The following is a 22,481-nucleotide window of genomic DNA, read 5'->3' on the forward strand; positions in this document are numbered from 1 at the left end:
CCGGATCGGCCTGAGCATGAATGACGAGTTCGACGGCGCGAGCCTTGAGTTCGTCGGTGTATTTCACTGGCAAGAGAGAATCTCCTTCTTCCAATCTCCCTGCCTCTATTATCCCCGGGGCGATTCAGGCGTTCGGTCGGCAGTCGACGTTGCCTGGCCACTCGACTCAGTCTGGACTGTGGGCGTCCTTTGACTCGTCGACACGTTCTGACTCGTCGACACGTTCGGAACTGCCGGTGTGCGGCGGGGTTTCGGTTTCCGCCCACCCGCTTTCCGCCGTCGGCCTGGTTGGCGTTTGGCCTCGGCGGCTGCCCGCAGTCGTTTCGCACGCTGGGCGATTGCGTGCTTGCGCTGTTGGGCCAGGGACCGGTGTCCGGTGATCGGTTCGACCGGCCCCAACGGGTGATGCCCGACAGGGGGATCCGTCTCACACAGACTCCTCCCCGTACACCACACCAGCGACGACGACCGTTGTGAGGACCAGCCGCGCTCGGCGTCAGCGGCAGCGAACGGGTCACTCGTTCCTGGTGGCAGGGCCTTCATCCTCACCGGGTCATGCCCGGGAGGCAGACAGGCTGGGAAGACGGCGTGTTCCCAATCCAGGGCGTGTTCGAGACGCAGACGTGCCCGTGCCGCATTCGATGCCTCGGTAGCCTCCCGCAGCGCTTGGTCACGGGCAGCGACTTCCGCGATCCGTCGCTGTTGTGCTCTGTGCTCCTTGACGTGTTCTCTCGTGGGTGGAACTTCAATGATTGCGGGTTCGTCCGGGACGTCATGGTCTGGGGTCACCCTCCGGCATGGTCGCATCCGGGCCAGGTCGGCGAATCTGAGGGCGTGGTCGATGTCGATGGGTTGGTCGGGGGCCTCGATCGTGGTCATCAGCCCGTGGGGGAACTCGTAGGCGATCCGACTCGTTCCACTGCCCCGGTCGTTCATGTCCACGGCGTATCGGCGTGCGGTCTTCACCGCGTGGTGTTTCTTGCATAAGGGGTGGAGGTTGCCGAACTGGGTGAGCCCACCCTGGATGGGGTCGGTGTGGTTGAACGGGTCGACATGATCGATCTCGGTCTTCTCCGCGGTTCTGGTGCAGCCGGGGAAGGTGCAGGTGGCCCATTGGTTGATCAGGGTCCGCCGCACGGGTTTCGGGATCGCGTAGGTCAGTGCTTGGGCGTTGAGTGGGGTGCCGGTGGCCGGGTCGGTGAGGATCCGGGTCAGTGTCGGGGCACCGGCGGCGATGCGACGGGCGGTCTCTGCCGGGATGGGGGATCCGTCGGCGAGGACACCGGGGAGGTTGGCGTCGCCGGTGAGGGTGAGGAAGGGGACGGTGACGATGACACCGGCTTGGTTGCGCATCGCCTCAGGCCCGGACTCCATGTCCACGAGGATGGCGTACTCGAGTACTACCGGTTGGGGGCGGCCGTGGGGGAAGAACGATGCCCCAGGCGCATGACGCGACGTGGAATCTGTGGGTTCTGTCTTCCCAGTTTCCGAGGATCTTGTGCCTGCCGGGGGTGTTCCAGCTGGGGCTGTTCCGGTCCGGGCTGATCCGGTTCCTGTTGGTGGTGCTTGTGACCGGCCGGTTCCCGACGGACTGTTCCCGATCGTGCAGGTGCCGGCCGATTCGAGTCCGGCCGGGTTCGGGCGGTGACTCGTCCCATCGGGTGCGGCCCCGGGGGTGAGGAGGTCGGTGAGTCCGGTGATGGTGGTGTCGTCATAGTGAAACCGGGGTTCCCCGTTCTCATCGAGCAGGGGTGTCTGCCGGTGGGTTTGGATGCCGGTGATGGGGTCGAGTTCGCGGACTCGGATGGCCAGTTTCGGGTGGGGGCGGAGGAACATGTCGCACATGAGGGCGCTGATGGTGCGCTCGTCGATGATCTCGACCCCGGCGGGGAGGTTGAGGGTGGTGGTTTGGCCGTTGTGGATGGCTCTGGCCATGGCGTTCACGCGGGCGTAGGCGGCATGGATTTCATCGGCGGGGGCGGTGATGGACAGGCAGGCGGTGCCGTTGCCGAAGGTGTCGACGTCGACGCGGCGGCGCTGGGCGGCGATGTGGGACCGGTCGTCGGGGGTTTGGAGGAGGTGGATGAGTTTGCGCAGCCCGGTGCGCAGGGTGTCACTGGTGACATCGGCACGTCTGGTGGCTAGGTGCTGGTCGAGGCGGGGGAGGTGTTGAAAGGCCACGGTTTGGCAGAGGTCGGCGGCGGTGATCATGTGGGCGAGGGTGAACTCGCCGGAGCGGGCACGGGCGGTGAAGCGGGGGAGTCCGTGGATGAGGGTCACAGCTTGGGTGAGGTGGCGGTAGGTGCGGGCGGTGGTGGTGCCGAGGATCGTGGAGATCGCCCCGAGGTGTTCGGTGGCCACGTGGTCATGGACCCACGCTGAGAAGGTCGTGTCGGGGGTAAATCCGGGGAAGTCGGGCAGGTCCTGGATTGTGGGGTGTTCGATCGTCGAGTCTGCCGGTGCTGAAAGCCGGGGTGATCCTGATTCGTCAGCGGGGACGGGGACGTGACCGGAATCTGCGGGTGCGGAAGGGGCAGTGTTCGATGTGGCGTCGGCTGATTCAGGTCGGGTAGGGGCATCGTTTGCGACGTGGCTGGAGTCCGGTTGTCCGTTGTGTCGGTTGAGGGTTTCGGCGATGGTGGCGAACCGGTAGGGGGTTCCGTCGGTGGGGGTGGGGTGGTCGTGGTCGTGGATGATCTCGGCGAGGATGTGGCCGGCGGTGAGTTCGAAGACGTGGAGTTGGGCGAGGTCGACGGTGGTGGAGGCGGTGGCGAGGTCGGTGAGGTTCGATCCCAGGTACAGGGTGTAGCGCGACGAGGCGACCGGGCCGGGGGTGCCCGTGCCGGGGTCGTCGGGTCCGCTGAGATCAGCGGTGGTGTCGCGCATGGTGTGTCACCTGTCTCTGACGTCGTTGTCGGGGAAGAGCGGTGCAGGGGGATCGGGTCGTACGGAATGGGAATGGCGGTTGTGGTTGTGGGTGTGAGGGGGTGTGTGGGTGGTCTCCTGGTCGGTGGTGGTGGTCTGTGTGTTGTTGTGTTTCTATGGTGGCAGACGGCACTGACACGACATTCGGACATGGGCCGATATCCGCTGTCGTCCGCCTCGATCGGCGTCGGTCGGCGGTATCGACCGTCAGTACAGGTTCGCGGGCAGCACAGATGCGCGGGCAGCACAGATGCGAGGGCAGCACAGGTTCGGGGGCAGTGCTGGCTCGGGGACACTCCTGACTTCGGGCAGTCCTGACTTCGGAGCGCATTGCGCGCACCTCCCACCGCCTCAGCGACGAGGTCGCCCTCGTGCAACCAGGAGCACGTACTCGGCAAGGCGCTGCCGTTCAACCGAGCATGTTCAACTTCTACCGAGCATGTTCAACCCGGTCTTGCCCTTCTGCCTACTGGGAAAGAGGCCGATCCTGTACACACATTCTGAGCATTAACCGGCACGTGCACCGCCCGGACCGTGGTCACTCGGCCTTGCCGGCCGCCCCGCAGGAGGAGGTGTTTCGGTCGGGGTCACCGTCCGTCGGGTTCGGCGCGGTCTCGGCCCCCACTTCGGCGATCTGACGCTGTCGCCACGCCCGCTCCCCGCGGATGGCCACGGCGGCGACGCCGAGGGCGGCGACGGCGAGGACGATTGCGACGACGACCGGGGCGCGGAAGCCCCACCCGAGCGCGATGACCGCGGCCCCGGCGGCAGGACCGAGGGCGTTGCCGACATTGAACGCGGAGGTATTCACGCTCGCCGCCAAGGTCGGCGCCTCGGTCGCGATCTGGAACACTCGGGCATTGAGGGCACCGGCGATCGAGAAGCCGCTCGCTCCGATGAGGACGATGACGACGATCGCCGCCCATCCGATACCGGCGACGAGCCACAGGGCGAAGAGACTGAGCGCGAGCGCCGTGAGGCTGCCGACTATGTTGCCGAAGACGGTGCGGTCGGCCAGCCGTCCCCCGACGACGACCCCGATGAAGGCTCCGATGCCGAAGGCGGCGAGCACGCCTGGGACGAAGTCGTGTGGGATTCCGGCGATCTGCGTGAGCAGCGGGGAGAAGTAGGAGAACGCCGCGAACACGGACGCCTGGAAGAGCGCCGTCGTGGACAGCGCGAGCCAGATCCGCGGTCCCCGGAACGCCGCGAGTTCGGCCCGCACCAGGGTCGGGAGGTGGACTGCGGAACGGTCGGCCGCCTCGGCGGCGGAGTCCCGATCCGCACTCGGCCGGGTCATCACGGCGATGAGGACGGCGGCAGCCGCGGTGACGATCGCGATCGCCCAGAAGGTGGCCCGCCAGCCGAACTGCGCACCGATCCACGCCCCCATGGGCACGCCGACGAGGTTGGCGACGGTGAGGCCACCGACGAGGCTCGCGAGGGCTCGGCCGCGGACCTGAACTGGGGCGATGCGGGTCGTGTGGACGGCGGCGACCGCCCAGAATCCGCCGCACGCGACGGCGGAGAGGACGCGGCTGAGCATGAGGATCGGATAGTTCGGGGCCAGCGCGCCGAGGATGTGGAGGGCGGAGAACGCGACGATCGTGATGATCATCGTCGCCCGCCTGGGCAGTCGCAGGGTCAGCAGAGCCATCGCCGGTGCCCCGACGATCATGCCGACGGCGAATCCCGTGATGAGGAGGCCTGCTTGGGGGATCGAGATGCCGAGGTCGGCGCTGATCGGCTCGAGGAGGCCGGCGATCATGAACTCCGAGGTGCCGAGGCAGAAGATCGCGGCAGCGAGCAGGTAGACCTGGGCCGGGACTCGGGGTCGGGTGGATGAATCGTCGGTCGCCGAGGTGGTCGTGCCGGTGGTCGATGACGTCATGAGCTCAGGTCCCCTCGTCTGGGTGGTGTCGCGTGTGGGTTGTCTCGTGTGGGTGGTTGTCGTGCGGACGGTGGCGAAAGCGTGCGCGGTGGCTGCGGAAGCGTGTGTGCTGTTGGTGCCGTGCGTGGTGGGTTCGGGACCTCAGAACGTTTCGGCGCCGGCCGGGGTGCACAGAGCGGCGACGAAGGTGCGGGCTTGGGCGTCGACATCTTCGGCGGGCATGACGCGGGCGGAGACCCGGAGTCCCGCGAGGACGCTCTGGACGAGTTCGCCCGTCGACTTCGGGTCGAGCTCCGAGCGCAGGTGACCTTCCGCCTGACCGCGGACGACGAGGGTCCGGTAGGTCTCGAGCCACGCGGCCCGGTCGGGATCAAGGATCGTGCAGACGGCGTCGACCTCGCGTCCGAGCTCGGCGGCCGTGTTCGCCGACAGGCAGCCGATCCGCTTCTCGTCCGCGCACTGTTGCGCCAGCTCCCCGCCGAGGCGCTCGAAGAGGAGCGCGGGAGCGGGCCGGTCGCTGGTGAGCAGGTGCTCGCGCGCCGGGATGCCGGTCGCCGTGTAGTCCCGCAGGGCCCGGAGGAAGACCGCGTCGAGGCTGTCAAAGGTGTTGTAGAAGCTCGAGCGGCCGATGTTCGCCCGCTCGCACACGAGACCGACATCGGTGCCCGTGTACCCGTGTTCGCTGAACACGGCGATCGCGGCGTCGATCACCGCCTGTTCGTCGAACGTCTTCTTCCTGCCCATACTTCGACCCTAAGGCATATTGGACAGATGTGTCCAATAAAATTTCAGTGAGTTTTCGTCACAGGGGTATGGGGCGTAGCCTGACAGCAGGCGTCGTCGACGGCGAAGAGGGCCTGACAACGGGTCCGGGACGGCTGGGTCCACACGACCGGGCCGGTCCGGGACAGAGCAGGCCGGTCCGGGACAGAGCGGGCCCAGGTCGGGGCGACACCGAGATGGAACGGTCGAGGACAGAGGTCCGGGACCGTGGCCAGACCAGAGATGGCTCTTACGAAGCAGGCCGAGACACGAGGAGGAGATTCGACGATGAGTTCGCTCAGCGAGGCGGAGAAGCAGCAGCTGCGAGACGATGATGCGAACTGGAAGTTCGGACTCCTCTATTTCTGTCCGCGCGATCCCGGATTCCTCGTCCCCAAGCGCGTCGGCATCGGGTGGACGGTCAACTTCGGCAGCGTGTGGACGCTCGTCGTCCTCGTCGTCCTCATCGCCGTGATCGTCTGGGGCGTCGTGTTCTGAGTCGTCGTGTTCTGCGGCACCCGTGTTCTGCGGCACCCGTGTGCGCATCGAGCGCGCCCTGTCAGCGCCGCGAGGAGAGGAGGCAGAACTCGTTGCCCTCGGGATCGGCAAGGACGACCCACGGTTCGTCCCCGGACTGCCCGACTTCGACCCGGCGCGCTCCGAGGTCGAGGAGGCGGGCCACCTCGGCGGCCTGATCGACGGGACGGAAGTCCGGATGGAGGCGGTTCTTCACGGACTTCGCGTTCGGGTTGCGCCCGAACAGCAGGCCGGGCAGGCTATCGGGGCTCTCCCTGATCTCGATCTCGTCCTTGCTCTCATCGACGACGACCCAGCCGAGCGCCTCGGCCCACCACCGGCCGAGAGCGTGCGGATCAGCGGCATCGACGACGATCTGCTCCCACGTCAGGTCCATGGTCACAGCGTAGGCGACGAACCGGGACTAGCCGCCGGTGAGGACGTGCTCGAGGACGGCGGCCTCGCTGATCCCGACGTCCTTCGAGGCGGTGAGCAGGGTGAGCGTGCCCTTCCGTGCGAAGTCGCGGAGGGTCGCGAACGCCTCGGCGTGTTCGTCGTCGTCGAGTTCATCACGGTAGCGGCGGGAGAACTCGTCGAACTTCGCGGGATCGTGGCCGTACCACTTCCGCAGGTCCGTCGAGGGGGCGACGCCCTTGAGCCACTCGGTGAGGTCGGCGCGCTCCTTGCTCACCCCGCGCGGCCACAGACGATCGACGAGGACGCGTGCGCCGTCGTCGGGACTCGGATCCTCGTAGATCCGCTTGACGCGGATCGCGCTCGTCTCGGTCATGGCGCTCCTCGCTCTCGTCGGTTTCTGGGTCTGCCGGGGCTTCTGGGTCTGCCGGGGCTTCTGTGTCTGGCAGGACTGCTGCGTCTGCCGGGGTTTCTGAGTCTGCCAGGATTTCTTGGACTGGCAGATTCGTCGTCGGTGCCGGTTCGTCGTCGGTACAGGTCGGCCGTCATCGATGCAGGTTCGTCAACGCTGGTGCTGGTCAGTCTAGCCACCGGCAATGGGATCCATCCACCACTGGGCCGGAGACGAGAGCGCCCCAACCCGGGACCGGCGTCCACCTGCGACGATGCCGTCGTCGGCGATCGTCGGTGCGCAGATCAACTGCGCGCGGATGACTTCAGCCGGTGGCAACGTCGAAGCCGTGTTCTCCGCGTATACTGACCGACCAAGGACGATTGTCGTTCGGCTCACACTCCTCCGTGGGCCGCGGAACAGGAGACGGATCAGTGACTTTCCAGTACGCATCACCCCCGAGCGCAGTCAGCCCCCAGCACGTCCTCGAACCGCCGGCACCGTCGGCCGTCTTCGTCGTCGTCACCGTCAAACCGGGTGCCGAGGACGCCATCCGCGAGTTCCTCGGCGGGATCGGCGGGGTCATCCGCGCCGTCGGCTTCCGCGCGAAGGCCGCGAACCTCTCGTGTGTCACCGGCATCGGCGCCGATCTCTGGGATCGTCTCTACCCCGAGAAGCGACCGGCCAAGCTCCACCCATTCAAAGAGCTGCGCGGCGGCACCCACGTCGCACCCTCGACGCCCGGTGACCTTCTCTTCCACATCCGCTCCCAGCGCACCGACATGAGCTTCGAGCTCGCCCGGCAGCTCATCAACCAGATCTCCGAGTCCGTCGACGTCGTCGACGAGGTCCACGCCTTCCGCTACTTCGACCAGCGCGACATCCTCGGCTTCGTCGACGGCACCGCGAACCCCGAGGACCAGCTCGCCGTCGACTCGGTCTTCGTCGGCGACGAGGACCCCGACTTCGCCGGCAGCAGCTACGTCATCGTCCAGAAGTACATCCACGACCTCCCGAAGTGGAACTCGATCACCGTCGAGGATCAGCAGGCGGCGTTCGGTCGCCACAAGCTCTCCGACATGGAGTTCCCCGACAAGGACAAGGCCCCCGACTCGCATATCGTCCTCAACACGATCACCGGGCCCGATGGCAGGGAACGCAAGATCGTGCGCGACAACATGGTCTTCGGCTCCGTCGAATCCGGGGACTTCGGCACGTACTTCATCGGCTACGCCGCCGACCCCGAGGTCACGGAGACGATGCTCGAACACATGTTCTTGGGCCACGGCGACGCCACCCACGACCGGATCCTCGACTTCTCGACAGCCCTGACCGGCGGCCTGTTCTTCGTCCCGACGCAGGACTTCCTCGACGATCCGACCTCGGTGCTCGGTTCGAACTCGCGGGGCGCGACCACGCAGAGCTCGAGCGCACAGGGTTCGAGCCCGGAGAACACGAACGCGCAGGGCTGAGGCTCGGATCCTCGGATCCAGCGGCAAGGAGCGTGATCGGCGATGACCGAGATCCCCACCGTCCGCCGGCTCCTCCCCGGAGCGACTGACGGCGGAACCCCGGACCTCAGCCTGCCCGAGGCCTTCGCGTTCCCCGCCGACGCCCGGTCACCCGCCGACGCGCAGTCGTGGGTCCGCGCCGTCTTCGTCGCCTCGGTCGACGGTGCCGCGACCGTCTCCGGGCGCGCCGGCGGGCTCGGCAACGCCGTCGACCGCGCGGTCTTCGCGCTCAACCGTGCGCTTGCCGACGTCATCCTCGTCGGAGCCGGCACCGCCCGCACCGAGGAGTACGGTCCGGCCGAGGACGACTCCCGCTGGCGCGGGCTCAGGGAGGGCCGCAGCCCGACCGCGCCCATCGCCGTCGTCACCGACAGCCTCGCCCTCGACTTCTCCTCCCCGCTCTTCGTCGACGCCCCCGCATGGGCGCGCACGATCGTCCTCACGAGCGAATCCTCCCCCGCCGAGGCGAGGGCGAAGGCCGCTGAAGTCGCCGAGGTGATCGTCGCCGGAGCCGACACCGTCGACCTCACGCTCGCGCTCGCCGCACTGCGGGAACGGGGCTTCGAACGCATCGTCTGCGAGGGCGGACCGAGCGTCTTCGCCGAACTCGTCCGCGCCGGCTGCGCCGACGAGCTCTGCCTCACCCGTTCGCCCGAGATCGTCGGCGGTCAGGGCACCCGCATCGTCCACGGCCCGGCCCTCGATCCCCCGGTCCCCCTCGACCTCGCCGAGGTGCTCGCCACCGACGACGGGTACCTCTACCTCCTCTACCGCTTCGAACGGAGCTGACGATGACGCAGATCCCCGACGTCCCGCCGACCGACCCTCCAGCCTCGCCCCCGCCGGACGACGTCGCGGACACCGTCCGTCCCCAACCGGCGCGCGGCGCGGAGATCGGTGCGCTCATCGGCGGGGCGTTCGGCCTCGTCTTCCTCGTCGTCAACAGCTCAGGCTTCTCGACGGTCGGTCGGATCATGGTCCTCGTCGTCGGGATCCTCGCCTTCGCAGCGATCCTCTTCCTCGCCTTCCGCAGCTATGGTCGCAGGCGGGGATCCCCGCAGGCCGGAACCGCGAAGGCGTTCGGCACGAGCTTCTGGATCATCGTCGCCGTCGAAGCCCTCGCGCTCTTCGGCGGGACGAAGCTGCTCGCAGGGCTCGGGTACCCGGAGCTCGGCGTCGCGTGGGTCTCGGTCGTCGTCGGGTCCCACTTCTTCGCCCTCGGCCACGTGTTCGGACTCCGCCGCTTCCATCTCCTCGCCGGGGTCGTCACGCTCTGCGGGATCGCCGGGTTCATCGCGTTCTTCATCCCGGCACCCGCCTTCATCCCGGTGCTCGCCGGGGTCATCCCCGGATTCGTCCTCCTCGCCTTCGGCCTCTGGGCGCTCGCCCCGGTCGACGCGCAAGGCTGAGGCCGGGGAAACCCGCTCCCCGGCCCCACCTGAGCCAGCCGCTACTCCCCAGCACCACCTCGGCGGCGGATGCGGACACGGGGTTCGGGCATCTCGGGTGCGGTGACCGCGGGGGTCTCCTCGAGGCGGGCGAGCACCTCGGCGATCGCCCGGTCGAGCTGCGGATCGGCCTCGGCGAAGAGCTGCGAGGGATCGTGCTCGACCTCGATGTCCGGGTCGACGCCGTGGTTCTCCACCTCCCACTCCTTGCCCTCGAGCCAGAACGCATACCGCGGCTGGGTGACCTTCGTCCCGTCGACGAGCTCATAGCGGCCGTCGATGCCGACGACCCCGCCCCACGTGCGCACCCCGATGACCGGTCCGATGCCCTTCGCCTGGACCCGGGCGTTGATGATGTCCCCGTCGGAGCCGGAGAACTCGTTGGCGAGGAAGACGACCGGCCCGCGGCGCGTGTTCTCCGGATCCGGGACCATCTCGTCGTACGACCGGGTGGCGCTCCACGCGATGACGCGGTCGGCGAGGCGCTCGGCGACGAGGGCGCTCGTGTGCCCGCCCCGGTTGAACCGGACGTCGGCGATGACGCCGTCGGCGGCCATCGCCTGCCGGATGTCGCGGTGCAGCTGTGCCCAGCCGCCGGCCATCATGTCGGGGATGTGGACGTAGCCGAGCCTGCCGCCCGTCGCCTCCCTGACGTACTCGCGCCGCGAGCGCACCCAGTCCTGATAGCGCAGCTTCTCCTCGGACTTCACCGGCACGACCGCGACCGTGCGCTCCCTGCGCCCGGTGCGCAGCGTGAGTTCGACGATCTGGTCGGCTGCCCCGACGAGCAGCGGCGCGGGACCGAGGTCCTCATCGACGCTCTGCCCGCCCACGGCGACGATGACGTCCCCGGGCTGCGCCCCGACACCGGCCTGACGCAGCGGCGACCTCGCCGCCGGCTCACTCGTCTCACCGGGGAGGATGCGGACGATCTCCCAGCCCTTGTCGGTGCGGGCGAGATCAGCGCCGAGGAAGCCGAGCCGTTTCGACTCATCGCCGAGCGGCTCGGGCGGGGTGACGTAGGCGTGGGAGGTGTTGAGCTCGCCCACGGTCTCCCAGAGGATGTCGACGAGGTCGTCGTGGGTGAGCGCCTTCGCCGCGACCTGGCGCCACCGCAGGGTCACCCCCTGCCAGTCGACGCCGTTCATGTCGGCCCGCCAGTAGTGGTCGCGCATGATCCGGGCGTTCTCCTCGAACATCTGCAGCCACTCGGCCCGCTGGTCGAGCTCGAAGCGCAGCCGAGAGAGGTCGACGGTCACGGACTCGTCGTCATCGGCCTCGACCTTCCGGTTCGCGGGGCGCACGGTGACGTCGTCGCCGTCGGTGACGACGATGAGCTTTCCGTCGCCGCTCACCCGATAGTCGTCGGCCTTGTCGACGACGGTGACGAGCTTGCGCTTGGCGAAGTCGAAGTACTGGACCTGCTCGCGCGGCTTGTCCCCCGTGACACCCGCGTACCGGTCGCCGAGCTCGCCGTCCTCGGCATCGCCCTTGCGCATCCACAGCACTCCGCCGTCGGCGGACTCGAGGTCCCGGAAGACTCCGGAGGAGACGGGGAACGGGACGATCCGCTCCTCGGCACCGTCGAGGTCGGGCTCGACCGTGCTCACGGTGTCCTTTCCGGACTTCTTCTGGCCCTTCTCGCGCTCCTCGGTGAGCTCGCTGATCGCCCATCCGGCGGTGCTCGGCCCGAAGGGTGCGGGGTCGGTGGCCGAGAGCGGCAGCAGCCACGGCCGGGTCACCCCGTTGAAGGAGAGGTCGAAGGAATGCTGGTTGTACGCGGGATCGAAGGTCCGGTCGGAGAGGAACGCGACGTACTTCCCGTCGCGGGTGAACGCGGGGGAGAAGTCGTTGAACCGTCCCGTCGTCAGCGGCCTGCCCTCCTCATCAGAGCGCACCTCGGTGATCATCAGCCGGTTGAGATCCCCCTCGCCCTGCGTCGGCTGCGCCCAGACGAGGTACTTCCCGTCGGGGGAGAAGCGCGGACTCGTCGCCTCTCCGAAGCCGGAATGGCCGACGACACGGCTGCCGCCGCCGGCGACCTCGACGAGGCGGACCGTCCCGTCGTGGGAGATCGTCGCGAGGATCCGTCCCGCGGGATCGGCGGACATGTGGAGGACGCGTCCGAGAGCCCCGGCCCCGATCCGCCGAGGCGGTTTCGACCCGGAGGTCTCCCGGACCTCGATCGCATCCTCGCCGTCGACGTCGGTGACGTAGGCGACCGCGCCGGTCTGCCCGAGGACGACGGGTTCACGCACCCGCACGGCCGACTCGGCCGCCAGCGCCCTGGCCGGACCCTCGCGGTGGGCGAGCCAGAACGCCTTCCCCCGCCATTCGATCGCCGAGGCATTGCCGCCGTGGTCAGGGGCGATGGCACCGACCCCGGAATCGGCTGTGAGCGAGCGCGGCTGCACCTGCGTGCCCGGAAGGGTGACGTCGAGGGTGCGGACCGGCCCGTCGAGGGAGTCGAGGACCTTGATCTCGCCGCGGGAGTGCCACACGATCCTTCTGCCGTCGGTCGTCGCGTCGCGTACGTAGCCGTCGGCCTCCGTCTGATGGGTGAGCTGCCGGGGTTCGCCGAGGCGGTCGCCGGCAGCCGTGGCCAGTCCGTCCCAGATCCACAGGTTCGCCTGCTCGTCGGCATCGTCGGGGAACGTCGCGGCCCGGTCGGAGGTGAAGACGAGTGAGTCGCCGACCCAGAGGGGATCGGTGAGCGAGGCGGCCTCGTCGCGCAGCAGCCGCTGCCACTGCGTCCCCGCCCCGTCGGCGTCGCCGGCCCGATCGAGCCACAGCCTCGGCGCGGTGCCTCCGCGGTAGCGCTTCCAATGGGCCGGGGGACGACTGTACGGCGTCGAGAGCGCCGTGGCACCGGAAGGGTGCCGGGCGAACCCGGATGCGCGACCCCACGTGAGGCGCTCGACCTCACCACCCAGGCCCACGCGCTTGACGACATGGTCGCGGACCTCGGCTTCGCCCGCGTTCGAACCGATGAGGATGTGGGAATCGTCCTCCCAACCGAGCATCGTCGTCGCGGTCCCGCCGAGCCAGGTGAGCCGGCGCAGGGCACCGGTCGCCACCTCGGCGAGCATGAGCTCGGGATGACCGTCGCGGTGGGAGACGTACGCGACGTGGGAGCCGTCCGGGGAGAATCGCGGACTGCGGGCCGGAGCACGATCGGCGGTGAGCCGCCATGCCCGGCCGCCTGCAGTCGGCACGAGCCAGACGTCGTCGTCGGCGATGAAGGCGATGAGATCGCCGCTGATGTGGGGGTACCTGAGATAAGTCACGTGATCCACATTACAGCCGATGAGCGGCGTGCACGGACCGGTGCCGCGGGTCGGGTCGGCGCGAATAGAATGAGGACATGCCGACGCTCACCTCTCTGCTCACCGACCGGTTCGCCGCTGCCCTCTCTGCCGCCTTCGGGGAGGACTTCGCCGACCGCGATCCCGTCATCAGGAGCTCGCAGTTCGCCGACTTCCAGGCCAACGTCGCCCTCCCGCTGGCGAAGGAGCTCGGGGCCAAGCCGCGGGAGGTCGCCGGGCAGATCGTCGAGCACCTCGATCTCGACGGCGTCTGCCGGCCCCCGGAGATCTCCGGTCCCGGGTTCATCAACCTCACGTTCCTCCCCGAGTTCCTCGCAGGCGTCCTCGAGGCCGAGGACGCGACCGCCGTCGACGCACCTTCGGACCCGCAGCGGATCGTCATCGACTACTCGGCGCCGAACGTCGCGAAGGAGATGCACGTCGGGCACCTGCGCACCACCGTCGTCGGCGATGCGCTCGCCCGCACCCACGAATACCTCGGCAACACCGTCATCCGGCAGAACCACATCGGCGACTGGGGCACCCCCTTCGGCATGCTCATCGAGCACCTCCTCGACGTCGGCATCGACTCGGAGACCGCGCAGACGATCGCCGAGGACCCCAACGCCTTCTACCAGGCCGCCCGGGCGAAGTTCGACGCGGATGAGGACTTCGCGACCCGCGCCCGCACCCGGGTCGTCGCCCTCCAGGGTGGGGACGCACAGACCCTCGAACTCTGGGAGCGACTCGTCGGCTACTCCCGGGAGTACTTCAACCACATCTACTCCCTCCTCGACGTCACCCTCCGAGATGCCGACCTCGCCGGCGAGAGCATCTACAACGACGACCTCGAAGCGGTCTGCGACGACCTCGAGGCCCAGGGCTTGGCCCGGATGAGCGACGGGGCGCTGTGCGTGTTCCCCGAGGGCTACACCGGCCGGGACGGGCAGCCACTGCCGCTCATCGTCCGCAAGTCCGACGGCGGCTACGGCTATGCGACGACCGACCTCGCCGCCGTCCGCCGCCGCGCCCGGGTGCTCCACGCCGACCGCGTCCTCTACGTCATCGGCGCCCCGCAGTCGCTCCACCTCGAGATGGTCTTCGCGACCGCCCGGGCCGCCGGCTGGGTGCCGGAGACCATGGTCCTCGAACACGTGAAGATCGGCAACGTCCTCGGCTCCGACGGCAAGATCCTCCGGACCCGCTCGGGCAAGCCGCTGCGCCTGGCCGAACTCCTCGACGAGGCGATCGCCCGCGCCAAGGCCACCCTCGAGGAGTCGAACGTCGAGTTCAGCCCCGAGGAGGCCGACGAGGTCGCCCGCATCGTCGGCATCGGCGCGGTCAAGTACGCCGACCTCTCCGTCGCCCACGACACCTCGTACACCTTCGACCTCGACCGGATGCTCGCGCCCATCGGCAACACCGCGCCCTACCTCCAGTACGCCGGCGCCCGGATCCGCTCGATCCTGCGCAAGGCTGCCGCTGAGGACATCACGTTCGCCGACTCCCCGATCCACCTCGGCGAGCAGTCCGAACGTGAACTGGCGCTCGCGATCCTCGGGTTCCCCGATGTCCTCGCCGAGGTGGCCGCCGGCTCCCAGCCGCACCGGATGGCGACGTACCTCTTCGACCTCGCGCAGGCGTTCACGACGTTCTACGAGCAGTGCCCCGTGCTCACGGCGGCGACGCCTGAGCTGCGGGCCTCCCGCTTGCGGCTGAGCGCGACCGTGCTCTCCGTCCTCGAGGCGGGCCTGAGCGTCCTCGGCATCCGCGTGCCCGAGAGGATGTGACGGGCACGCTGCGACCCGCGATGCTCCCGTGGATCGTCGCGGGCATCGTCGTCCTCGCGCTCAACCTGCGCACCCCGATCATCGCCCCGACCGCGGTGCTCGGCGACATCCGTGCGGACACGGGGCTGAGTGCGGCCGGGGCGGGCCTCCTCACGGGTCTGCCCGTCCTCCTCTTCGCCCTCGCCACGCCGCTGGCGAGTAAGACGATCCGCCGCCTCGGCGCGGAGACGACGGTGCTCATGTGCCTGTCCGGGGTCCTCGTCGGCACGGTGCTGCGTTCGGTCGGGCCGACCTGGCTCATCCTGCTCGGCACCGGCGTCATCGGACTCGCGATCACCCTCGGCAACATCGTCGTGCCCGTGATCATCCGCCGCGAGGTCCCGTGGAACCAGGTCGGCATGGTCACCGGGCTCTACTCGGCGATGATGAACGTCGGCTCGATGGTCACCCTCATCGGCACCGGGCCGCTCGCGGCCCTCGTCGGCTGGCGGTGGGCGATCGGTCTGTGGGCGGTCCTCGCGCTCCTCGGCCTCGGTTACTGGATGATCCTCATCCGCACCCGGATCCGCCGCACCCCGATCGACGGCGCTGCCGGGGACACTGCCGGCGCCGAGGCGGGTGCCCCGGCCGTCTCACGGACAGCGGAGGCGAAACGGCCGTGGCGGGAGGTCTCCCCGGAGTTCCGGCGCATCGTCGTCCTCCTCGTCATCACCTTCTCCGGGCAGTCGATCGCGTACTACACGACGACGACGTGGCTGCCCTCGATCCTCGCCGACACCGCACGCCTCGACCCGGCGCTCGCCGGCGGCACCGCCTCCCTCTTCCAGGTCTCGGCCATCGTCGGCGCCTTCGGCGTGCCCCTGCTCGCCGCGCGGTCGCGGCCGTGGGTGCCCGTGGCGATCGTCGCCGCCCTCTGGCTCTCCCTGCCTCTCGGCATGCTCACAGCCCCCGATGCGTACGTCGTCTGGGCGGTCACCGGCGGCATCGCCCAGGGCGGCGGGTTCACCGCGATCCTCTCGATCATCGCCCGCACCGCCGGCAGCGACAGGGAGACGGCATCCGGCTCGGCGCGGGTGCAGGGCGGCGGCTACCTCGCCGCGACCCTGGCCCCGCCGTTCGCGGGCTGGCTCGCCACGGTCACCCACGGCTGGGTCGTCCCGCAGCTCCTCGTGCTGGCAGCGACGCTGTCCTTCACCGTCGCCGGTCTCCTCGCGGCCCGGATCGCCGGGCGGATGGGTCCGCGCCGGCTCGCCTGAGCGCTGTCCGCGCTGAGCATCGAGGTCGCTGCGCACCCCGCCCTCGTCACTGTGACACGGCTCACGTAGAGTGAGACCCACGTCGCCCTGATCCGAGGAGAATGATGTCAGCCGAGGTCCTATCCGCCCTGTCCGCAGCCCTGCCCGCCGAGGCGATCGTCACCGACCCCGATTCGATGGACGCCTATCGGTGGGATCGCGCGAACGACCCTGATGCGGGCATGCCGCTGGCCATCGTCCGCGCGACCTCGACCGAGGACGTCCAGACCGTCGTCCGCATCGCCGCGGCCGCAAAGATCCCCGTCGTCCCCCGCGGCGCCGGCTCCGGCCTCTCGGGCGGCAGCTCCGCGGTCGAGGGCGGCATCATCGTCTGCCTCGACCGGATGCGGGAGATCGCCGTCGACCCTGCGACCCGCATCGCCGTCGTCCAACCGGGGGCCTTCAACGCCGAGGTCAAGGCCGCGGCCGCCGAGCACGGCCTGTGGTACCCGCCGGACCCCTCGTCGTACGAGTTCTGCTCGATCGGCGGCAACGTCGCGACGAACGCGGGCGGGCTCTGCTGCGTCAAGTACGGGGTGACGACGGACTACGTGCTCGGGATGACGGTCGTGCTCGCCGACGGCCGCGCCGTCGAGCTCGGCGGGCCCCGCGTCAAGGACGTCGCGGGGCTGTCCCTGACGAAGCTCTTCGTCGGCAGCGAGGGCACTCTCGGCATCATCACCGAGGTGACCCTGCGCCTCATCCCCGCCCAGCTGCCGCCGACGACCCTCGTCGCCACGTTCCCCACCCTCGAGGGAGCGACCCAGACCGTCCTCGACATCTGTGCGCAGATGCGCCTGTCGATGCTCGAGTTCATGGATCGCGCCTCGATCAATGCCGTCGAGGACGAGCTGCGGATGGGCCTCGACCGGGAGGCCGCAGGCATGCTCGTCATCCAGTCCGACGAACCCGGCGAGTATGCGTCCGGACAGATCGCGACCGTCGAGGAGCTCTGTGCGAAGAACGGGGCGAGCGAGGTCTATGCGACCGACGACGCCGACGAGGGGGAGGCCTTCGTCACCGCCCGGCGGATGGCGATCCCCGCGGTCGAGAAGAAGGGCACCCTCCTGCTCGAGGACGTCGGCGTGCCGCTGCCCCGCCTCGGCGATCTCGTCGTCGGGATCGAGCGGATCGCCGAGGACCGCGACGTCCTCATCTCCGTCATCGCCCACGCCGGGGACGGCAACACCCATCCGCTGCTCATCGTCGACCCCACGGACGCCGAACAGCGAGCGCGGGCCGACATCGCCTACGGCGAGGTGATGGACTTGGCGACCTCACTCGGCGGGACGATCACCGGCGAGCACGGGGTGGGACGGCTGAAGAAGCCGTGGCTGGCCGACTACCTCGGCGCCGATGTCATGGAGCTCAACCACCGGATCAAGGCCGCGCTCGACCCGGACAACATCCTCAATCCGGGCGCCGTGTACTGAGGCGTGCCCCGGCTGGGGCCGGGGCGTTCCCCGGCTGCTGCCGGACAGCACAGAGGCGGCCACCCGAACGGGTGGCCGCCTCGGTCGTCACCGGCGACGGTCGGTGCGTCTCAGTGCTTGGCGTTGGTGTCCTTCGGGTCGCCGGCCGCGGGGTTCGGAGTCGCGGGCTTCGGCGCGGTCGTCGGCTTCGGAGCCGGGGTGGCATCCGTCTTCGACTCGGGCACCGGAGCCTGCGAGACCGTGGGCGTCGTGCCCTGGCGCGAGGCCGGGGTCGAGCCGACGGGGCGGGCGTCAGCGGGACGGTTGTTCGGCAGCGGGGTCGACCAGGGATCCTCGACCGGCTGGGCCTTCTTCCACACGTAGTAGCCGATGCCGGCGGCCGAGCCGATGACGAGCGTCCACACGAGGGCCTTCTTGCTCGTGTTCGACTTCTGTGCGGTCTCCTTCTGGATCCGCTTGCCGGCATTGGCGAGGGCCTTGCGGGCCTTCTTCATCGCCTTCTTGTCACCGGTGAGGCGCACAGCGAGGTTGTCGATGAGCTGCGGGGTCTCCATCGCCGCGAGCGAGGCGGCAGCCGTTCCGGCGACCTTCCCGGCCCTCTCCGTGGCTTCGGGGCGGTACGCCTCGATCCGGTCGGCGATGTCGTGGACCTGACGGTTGGCCTTCTCGGCCAGAGCCTCGACCTGCGGACGGGCCTTCTCCGTGAAGACACCGACCTGCTCATTCGCCCTGTCGGCTGCCTCGCGGAGCTTGGGCGCCGCCGCATCCGACGCGTCGGCCAGGAACCGGAGCGACGTCTTCTTCGCGGAATCGAGCTTCGACGCGAGCGGCTTCCGAGCTGGTTTCTTCGACATGAACATTCCCAATCCTCCGGGTCAGGGGCAACTGATCACTCCCCAGTCTACGGCCTGGCCCGGGGGCGCACGCCACCTCAGGGCCAGGAATTTGCCTGCGGATACGCTGGCAGAGTCGTACAAACCCACCTTGATGGAACCGCAGACCTGTGTGCGGCATGGAAGAATGAGGGCATGTCTACAGTTGCAACGAACACAGCGGTCCTGCACACCAACCACGGCGACATCACGATCAACCTCTTCGGCAACCATGCTCCGAAGACGGTCGCCAACTTCGTCGAGCTGGCCACGGGTGAGCGCGAGTTCACCGATCCCCAGACCGGTGAGCCGACGAAGCGCCCCTTCTACGACGGCGTCGGCTTCCACCGCATCATCTCGAACTTCATGATCCAGGGCGGTGACCCGCTCGGCACCGGCACCGGCGGTCCCGGATACGTCTTCGACGACGAGATCCACCCCGAACTCCAGTTCGACAAGAAGTACCTGCTCGCGATGGCCAATGCCGGCAAGCAGATGGGCCGCGGCACCAACGGCTCGCAGTTCTTCATCACCACCGCTGAGACCCCGTGGCTCAACGGCAAGCACACGATCTTCGGCGAGGTCGCCGACGAGGCCTCGCAGAAGGTCGTCGACGAGATCGAAGGCGTGCGCACGGGTGCGATGGACAAGCCCGTCGAGCCGGTCGTCATCGAATCCGTCGAGATCAAGGACGCCTGAGCACCAGTACGATGGTGCCATGAGCACACCAGAACAGGGCCCGGCCAGGGAATCAGGCCGGGCCCTGTCCGTGTCCATCCCCCTGGTGACACGGACGATCATGATCGTCACGGGACTGTCGTTCCTCCTCCAGCTGCTGCCGGGACTCGACCTCATCCACCGGCTGAGCTTCGTCCCCGCTCTCACCCTCGACCAGCCGTGGCGCCTGCTCACCGTCGCCCTTGTCCACGAGCAGCCCTCTCCCATCCATCTGCTCGCGAACATGATCGGGCTCTTCTTCTTCGGCTCGTTCGTCGAGCGGGCGCTCGGGCGGTGGCGCTTCCTCGCGGTCTACCTCCTCGGCGCGATCGGCGGCTCCGTCATGGTCCTCCTCCTCGCCGAACCGTGGAGCCGGGACTGGGTGACGAACAACATCGGCGCCTCGGGTGCCGTGTTCGCGATCATCGGCGTCCTCCTCGTCCCGACGAAGCGCCTCGACCGCAACATCACCGGTGTCGTCCTCTTCGTCGTCCTCAACTTCGGCTACGGGTTCCTCGTCGAGGGTGTCTCGTGGGAGGCCCACCTCGGCGGGCTGCTCACCGGCTTCGTCCTCGGTTGCGCGGCGCTGCTCGTCAAGCCTCAGCGCTCAACCCTCGTGTTCTGGCTCGTTGCCGCCGGCCTCGTCGTCCTCATGGCCGTCGCCGCCGTCGTCAAGACGCTCGCCGCCGGCCCGGCACCGGGGCTCTGAGAGGCGGGCACCTGAGAGCTGGGTCGGGGACGTTCTCCGGGGCTCCGAGAACCGCAGGCGATGTGCCTCCCGGCACTGCATCTGTGCTTTGTCCACAGGGGTTATCCACACGGTGGAAAACTTACACGCGTGTGTTTCCCCAGGTCACAGGGGTGAAAAAAGTTATGCACAGGACAGAGTCGTTGCTTGGGTATAACTCAGAAGTCGACGAAACCCTCCACCTGCCCGTGTGATCGGGGCGAGTGGAGGGTTGCGTGGTGAGCGACAGCGTGGCGGCTGCGCAGCGGCGCGGCGCTATCGCCAGCGGGTGGACATGATGAGGCCCGCGACGAAGAACGCGAAGCCGATGAGGATGTTCCAGTTGCCCCAGGCCTCGACGGGGAACGCGCCCTGGGTGATGTAGAACGTCACGAGCCAGATGAGGCCGACGAGGAGGAGGCCGATGAGGACGGGGAGGAACCAGCGCGGGTTCGGCTTGATCGTCTGCTGACCGGCCTCGGAGGTGTAGCTCGCCGTCTTCCGGCCCTGCGAGCGCTTGGCGGGATTCCCCGAGCGCGAGGTCCGCTTCGTCGCGGCCTTCTTCCCGCCCTTTGAATCCTTGGTCTTCGCGGAGTCAGCCTTCGCGTCCTTGGAGTCCTTGTCCTTGGAGACCCTGTCCTTCGAGTCCTTCGCCGTGCTCTCGGACTTCTTCTCGTCCTTCGCCGAGGCGGCTGCATCGTCGTCAGCGTCCGTCTCTTCAGCGTCGGTGTCCTCGTCCGCGTCGGTCTCGGTGACCTCGATCTCCGTGACCTCGACCGTCTCGGTGCCTCCCGTGGCGTCGGTCTCGGTGACCTCGACGTCGGTCTCCTCGACGACGGCCGCGTCGTCGGTCGTCGACTCGGGCTTCGCCGTGGTGCGCGAGGTGCGCTGAGGGCGCGAGGTCCGTCCTTTGGACTTGGCCACGTGAACTCCTTCGACAGCGAACCCGGGCGGGTCGCCGATGCTCTGGTCGGGGATGATCGCACCCAGTCTACTCGGGAGGCGAGCATGCGCGAAAAACCTCGCCCGCGCCTCGGCGACGCCACGACGGCGCCCGGAGTCAGCGGCTTCGGCACTGCGCGCGGGAGGCTCAGAGTCAGCTGTGTGCGAAGCCGAGACGAGCTGTGAAGGGGACACCGCGTCACGTTCATGCGATAAAGTTCTGTAGGGTGTCCCCGCTCGATCACTGGTCGAGCCCCGGATTGCAAAGGTCATAGGCACGGTGCAGAAGTGGTGAACAGTCTCTCCTCGGATAGCGAATCGTCTTCGAGACCCACCATTCGCGCGGCGCAGCGACGCCAGCCCGCCCCGCAGCCCATCGACCCGGGCCCGGCGACGGAGCCGATGCGCACCGATGCGATCGCCTCCTCCGGCCAGGGTGAGAGCGCCTCCCGCGGACCGGGAGACACCGCCGCAGCGGGTGGCTACGACGCGCCCCTGCCGAGCCGCCGCGAACTGCGCCGTCGGGAAGCCGAAGCCGCCGGTGCCGCCCCCGCGTCCTACTCCGATGCCCCGCCCCTCGGCGACGGCCCTGCGACCCAGGCGATGCCGGCGCAGTACACGGCCGCCCAGTACACCGCTCCCCAGTACAGCCAGCCCCAGCACCCCCGGCCCCAGACCGGCTATGCGGAGGGCGTCCCGGCCACAGCGGCACAGGGCGCGGTCGCGGCAGGCGAGCCCCACCTCGGCGGGGGAGGCGGCTCCGGACGGGGCGGAGGGGGCCGGAGGAAGCAGCCGCCGCAGCGTCAGCCGCTCGGCCCGATCCGCGGAACGATCCGCACCTTCGGCGAACTCTGCATCACCGCCGGTCTCGTCCTCATCCTCTTCGTCGCGTGGCAGCTGTGGTGGACGGACATCGAAGCCGACCGCGACAACGAGGTCCTCGCGGACCAGCTGACGAAGGACTGGGCGAACCAGGACCCGAACAAGCTGCCCGCGGACCCCGACGAACCCGTCGTCGCGGAACCGGTGGAGAAGAACACGGCGTTCGGGATCTTCTACATCCCGCGCTTCGGCGACGACTACTACCGCACTCTCGCCGAGGGCGTCGACCTCGAACCCGTCCTCAACCGGATGGGCGTGGGCCGCTACCCGAACTCGGCGATGCCCGGGGAGGTCGGCAACTTCTCCGTCGCCGGCCACCGCGTCACGTACGGCAAGCCGTTCAACCAGATCGCGAAGCTGCGGCCCGGCGATGAGATCGTCGTCCAGACGAAGGACGGGTTCTACACGTACACGTTCCGCAACTTCGACATCATCCTCCCCGACGCCGTCGAGGTCCTCGCCCCCGTGCCCGACCAGCCCGAGTACAAGGGCAAGGACAGGATCCTCACGCTCACCGCGTGCAACCCGATGTTCTCCGCCCGCGAGCGCTACATCGCCTACGCCGAACTCACGGAGTGGACCCCGGCCTCCGAGGGTGCGCCCGACTCGATCAAGGACTCGAAGGCCTACGAAAAGGTCAGCAAGAACGGTGGTGCCTGA

18 protein-coding genes are annotated in these 22,481 nt (G+C 68.7%); 10 read left to right on the top strand and 8 right to left on the bottom strand.

Annotated features, from left to right (window positions below; translation table 11 throughout):
* Positions 1-108 precede the first annotated feature (108 nt).
* From BC102111_RS09875 to BC102111_RS09885, 3 genes are all read right to left on the bottom strand, one after another.
* Complete coding sequence (locus tag BC102111_RS09875) at positions 109-2,886, bottom strand: HNH endonuclease signature motif containing protein (RefSeq protein ID WP_101624221.1); 2,778 nt, start codon at positions 2,884-2,886, stop codon at positions 109-111.
* 577 nt (positions 2,887-3,463) lie between these two features.
* Positions 3,464-4,816 carry a Cmx/CmrA family chloramphenicol efflux MFS transporter gene (locus BC102111_RS09880; RefSeq protein ID WP_101624222.1) on the bottom strand — a complete coding sequence of 451 codons (1,353 nt, stop codon included), beginning with the start codon at positions 4,814-4,816 and terminating at the stop codon, positions 3,464-3,466.
* Positions 4,817-4,957: 141 nt separating this feature from the next.
* Complete coding sequence (locus tag BC102111_RS09885; RefSeq protein WP_009379856.1) at positions 4,958-5,560, bottom strand: TetR/AcrR family transcriptional regulator; 603 nt, start codon at positions 5,558-5,560, stop codon at positions 4,958-4,960.
* A gap of 306 nt (positions 5,561-5,866) precedes the next feature.
* Here BC102111_RS09885 and BC102111_RS09890 point away from each other — a divergent pair, with 306 nt between their 5' ends.
* The gene (locus tag BC102111_RS09890) at positions 5,867-6,076 is read left to right on the top strand and encodes a DUF5808 domain-containing protein (RefSeq protein WP_009379855.1); all 210 of its coding nucleotides are present in this window, start codon (positions 5,867-5,869) and stop codon (positions 6,074-6,076) included.
* Positions 6,077-6,137: 61 nt separating this feature from the next.
* Here BC102111_RS09890 and BC102111_RS09895 read toward each other — a convergent pair whose 3' ends face one another.
* Positions 6,138-6,491: a VOC family protein gene (locus BC102111_RS09895; protein ID WP_009379854.1), complete on the bottom strand. Its 354-nt coding sequence runs from the start codon at positions 6,489-6,491 to the stop codon at positions 6,138-6,140.
* A gap of 27 nt (positions 6,492-6,518) precedes the next feature.
* The gene (locus BC102111_RS09900) at positions 6,519-6,884 is read right to left on the bottom strand and encodes a DUF488 domain-containing protein (protein ID WP_009379853.1); all 366 of its coding nucleotides are present in this window, start codon (positions 6,882-6,884) and stop codon (positions 6,519-6,521) included.
* A 449-nt stretch (positions 6,885-7,333) separates the two neighbouring features.
* Here BC102111_RS09900 and BC102111_RS09905 point away from each other — a divergent pair, with 449 nt between their 5' ends.
* The 3 genes from BC102111_RS09905 to BC102111_RS09915 are packed head-to-tail and all read left to right on the top strand — an operon-like array spanning position 7,334 to position 9,819.
* On the top strand, positions 7,334-8,371 hold the full coding sequence (locus tag BC102111_RS09905; protein ID WP_101624223.1) for a Dyp-type peroxidase: 1,038 nt from the start codon (positions 7,334-7,336) through the stop codon (positions 8,369-8,371).
* A gap of 42 nt (positions 8,372-8,413) precedes the next feature.
* Entirely contained in the window at positions 8,414-9,199 is a 786-nt protein-coding gene (locus tag BC102111_RS09910; protein ID WP_101624224.1) for a pyrimidine reductase family protein, read from the top strand.
* 2 nt (positions 9,200-9,201) lie between these two features.
* Positions 9,202-9,819 (top strand): hypothetical protein, encoded by a 618-nt coding sequence (locus BC102111_RS09915; protein ID WP_009379850.1) that lies wholly within the window; start codon positions 9,202-9,204, stop codon positions 9,817-9,819.
* 41 nt (positions 9,820-9,860) lie between these two features.
* Here BC102111_RS09915 and BC102111_RS09920 read toward each other — a convergent pair whose 3' ends face one another.
* Positions 9,861-13,145, bottom strand: coding sequence for a S41 family peptidase (locus BC102111_RS09920; protein ID WP_101624225.1), 3,285 nt, complete (start codon positions 13,143-13,145; stop codon positions 9,861-9,863).
* Between the two features lie 77 nt (positions 13,146-13,222).
* Here BC102111_RS09920 and argS point away from each other — a divergent pair, with 77 nt between their 5' ends.
* The 3 genes from argS (at position 13,223) to BC102111_RS09935 (ending at position 17,681) form a co-directional block, all read left to right on the top strand.
* A complete protein-coding gene (argS, locus tag BC102111_RS09925; protein WP_101624226.1) occupies positions 13,223-14,953 on the top strand; it encodes an arginine--tRNA ligase in 1,731 nt (576 codons plus the stop codon).
* Positions 14,950-16,209, top strand: a complete 1,260-nt coding sequence (locus BC102111_RS09930) for an MFS transporter (RefSeq protein WP_308297884.1) — start codon at positions 14,950-14,952, stop codon at positions 16,207-16,209. Before argS ends, BC102111_RS09930 begins: the two co-directional genes overlap by 4 nt.
* Before the next feature lie 104 nt (positions 16,210-16,313).
* Complete coding sequence (locus tag BC102111_RS09935) at positions 16,314-17,681, top strand: FAD-binding oxidoreductase (protein ID WP_101624227.1); 1,368 nt, start codon at positions 16,314-16,316, stop codon at positions 17,679-17,681.
* Between the two features lie 110 nt (positions 17,682-17,791).
* Here the strand turns inward: BC102111_RS09935 and BC102111_RS09940 are convergent, their stop codons facing one another.
* Complete coding sequence (locus tag BC102111_RS09940) at positions 17,792-18,535, bottom strand: hypothetical protein (protein ID WP_227006995.1); 744 nt, start codon at positions 18,533-18,535, stop codon at positions 17,792-17,794.
* 174 nt (positions 18,536-18,709) lie between these two features.
* Here BC102111_RS09940 and BC102111_RS09945 point away from each other — a divergent pair, with 174 nt between their 5' ends.
* Together BC102111_RS09945 and BC102111_RS09950 are read left to right on the top strand one after the other, a co-directional pair.
* Positions 18,710-19,252: a peptidylprolyl isomerase gene (locus BC102111_RS09945; protein WP_009379838.1), complete on the top strand. Its 543-nt coding sequence runs from the start codon at positions 18,710-18,712 to the stop codon at positions 19,250-19,252.
* A 19-nt stretch (positions 19,253-19,271) separates the two neighbouring features.
* Positions 19,272-19,979, top strand: coding sequence for a rhomboid family intramembrane serine protease (locus BC102111_RS09950; RefSeq protein ID WP_227006994.1), 708 nt, complete (start codon positions 19,272-19,274; stop codon positions 19,977-19,979).
* 294 nt (positions 19,980-20,273) lie between these two features.
* Here BC102111_RS09950 and BC102111_RS09955 read toward each other — a convergent pair whose 3' ends face one another.
* Positions 20,274-20,921 (bottom strand): cell division protein CrgA, encoded by a 648-nt coding sequence (locus BC102111_RS09955; protein WP_101624229.1) that lies wholly within the window; start codon positions 20,919-20,921, stop codon positions 20,274-20,276.
* A 420-nt stretch (positions 20,922-21,341) separates the two neighbouring features.
* Here BC102111_RS09955 and BC102111_RS09960 point away from each other — a divergent pair, with 420 nt between their 5' ends.
* Positions 21,342-22,481, top strand: coding sequence for a class E sortase (locus BC102111_RS09960; RefSeq protein WP_101624230.1), 1,140 nt, complete (start codon positions 21,342-21,344; stop codon positions 22,479-22,481).

The organism is Brevibacterium casei CIP 102111 (assembly GCF_900169275.1).
Classification (GTDB): Bacteria; Actinomycetota; Actinomycetes; order Actinomycetales; family Brevibacteriaceae; genus Brevibacterium; species Brevibacterium casei.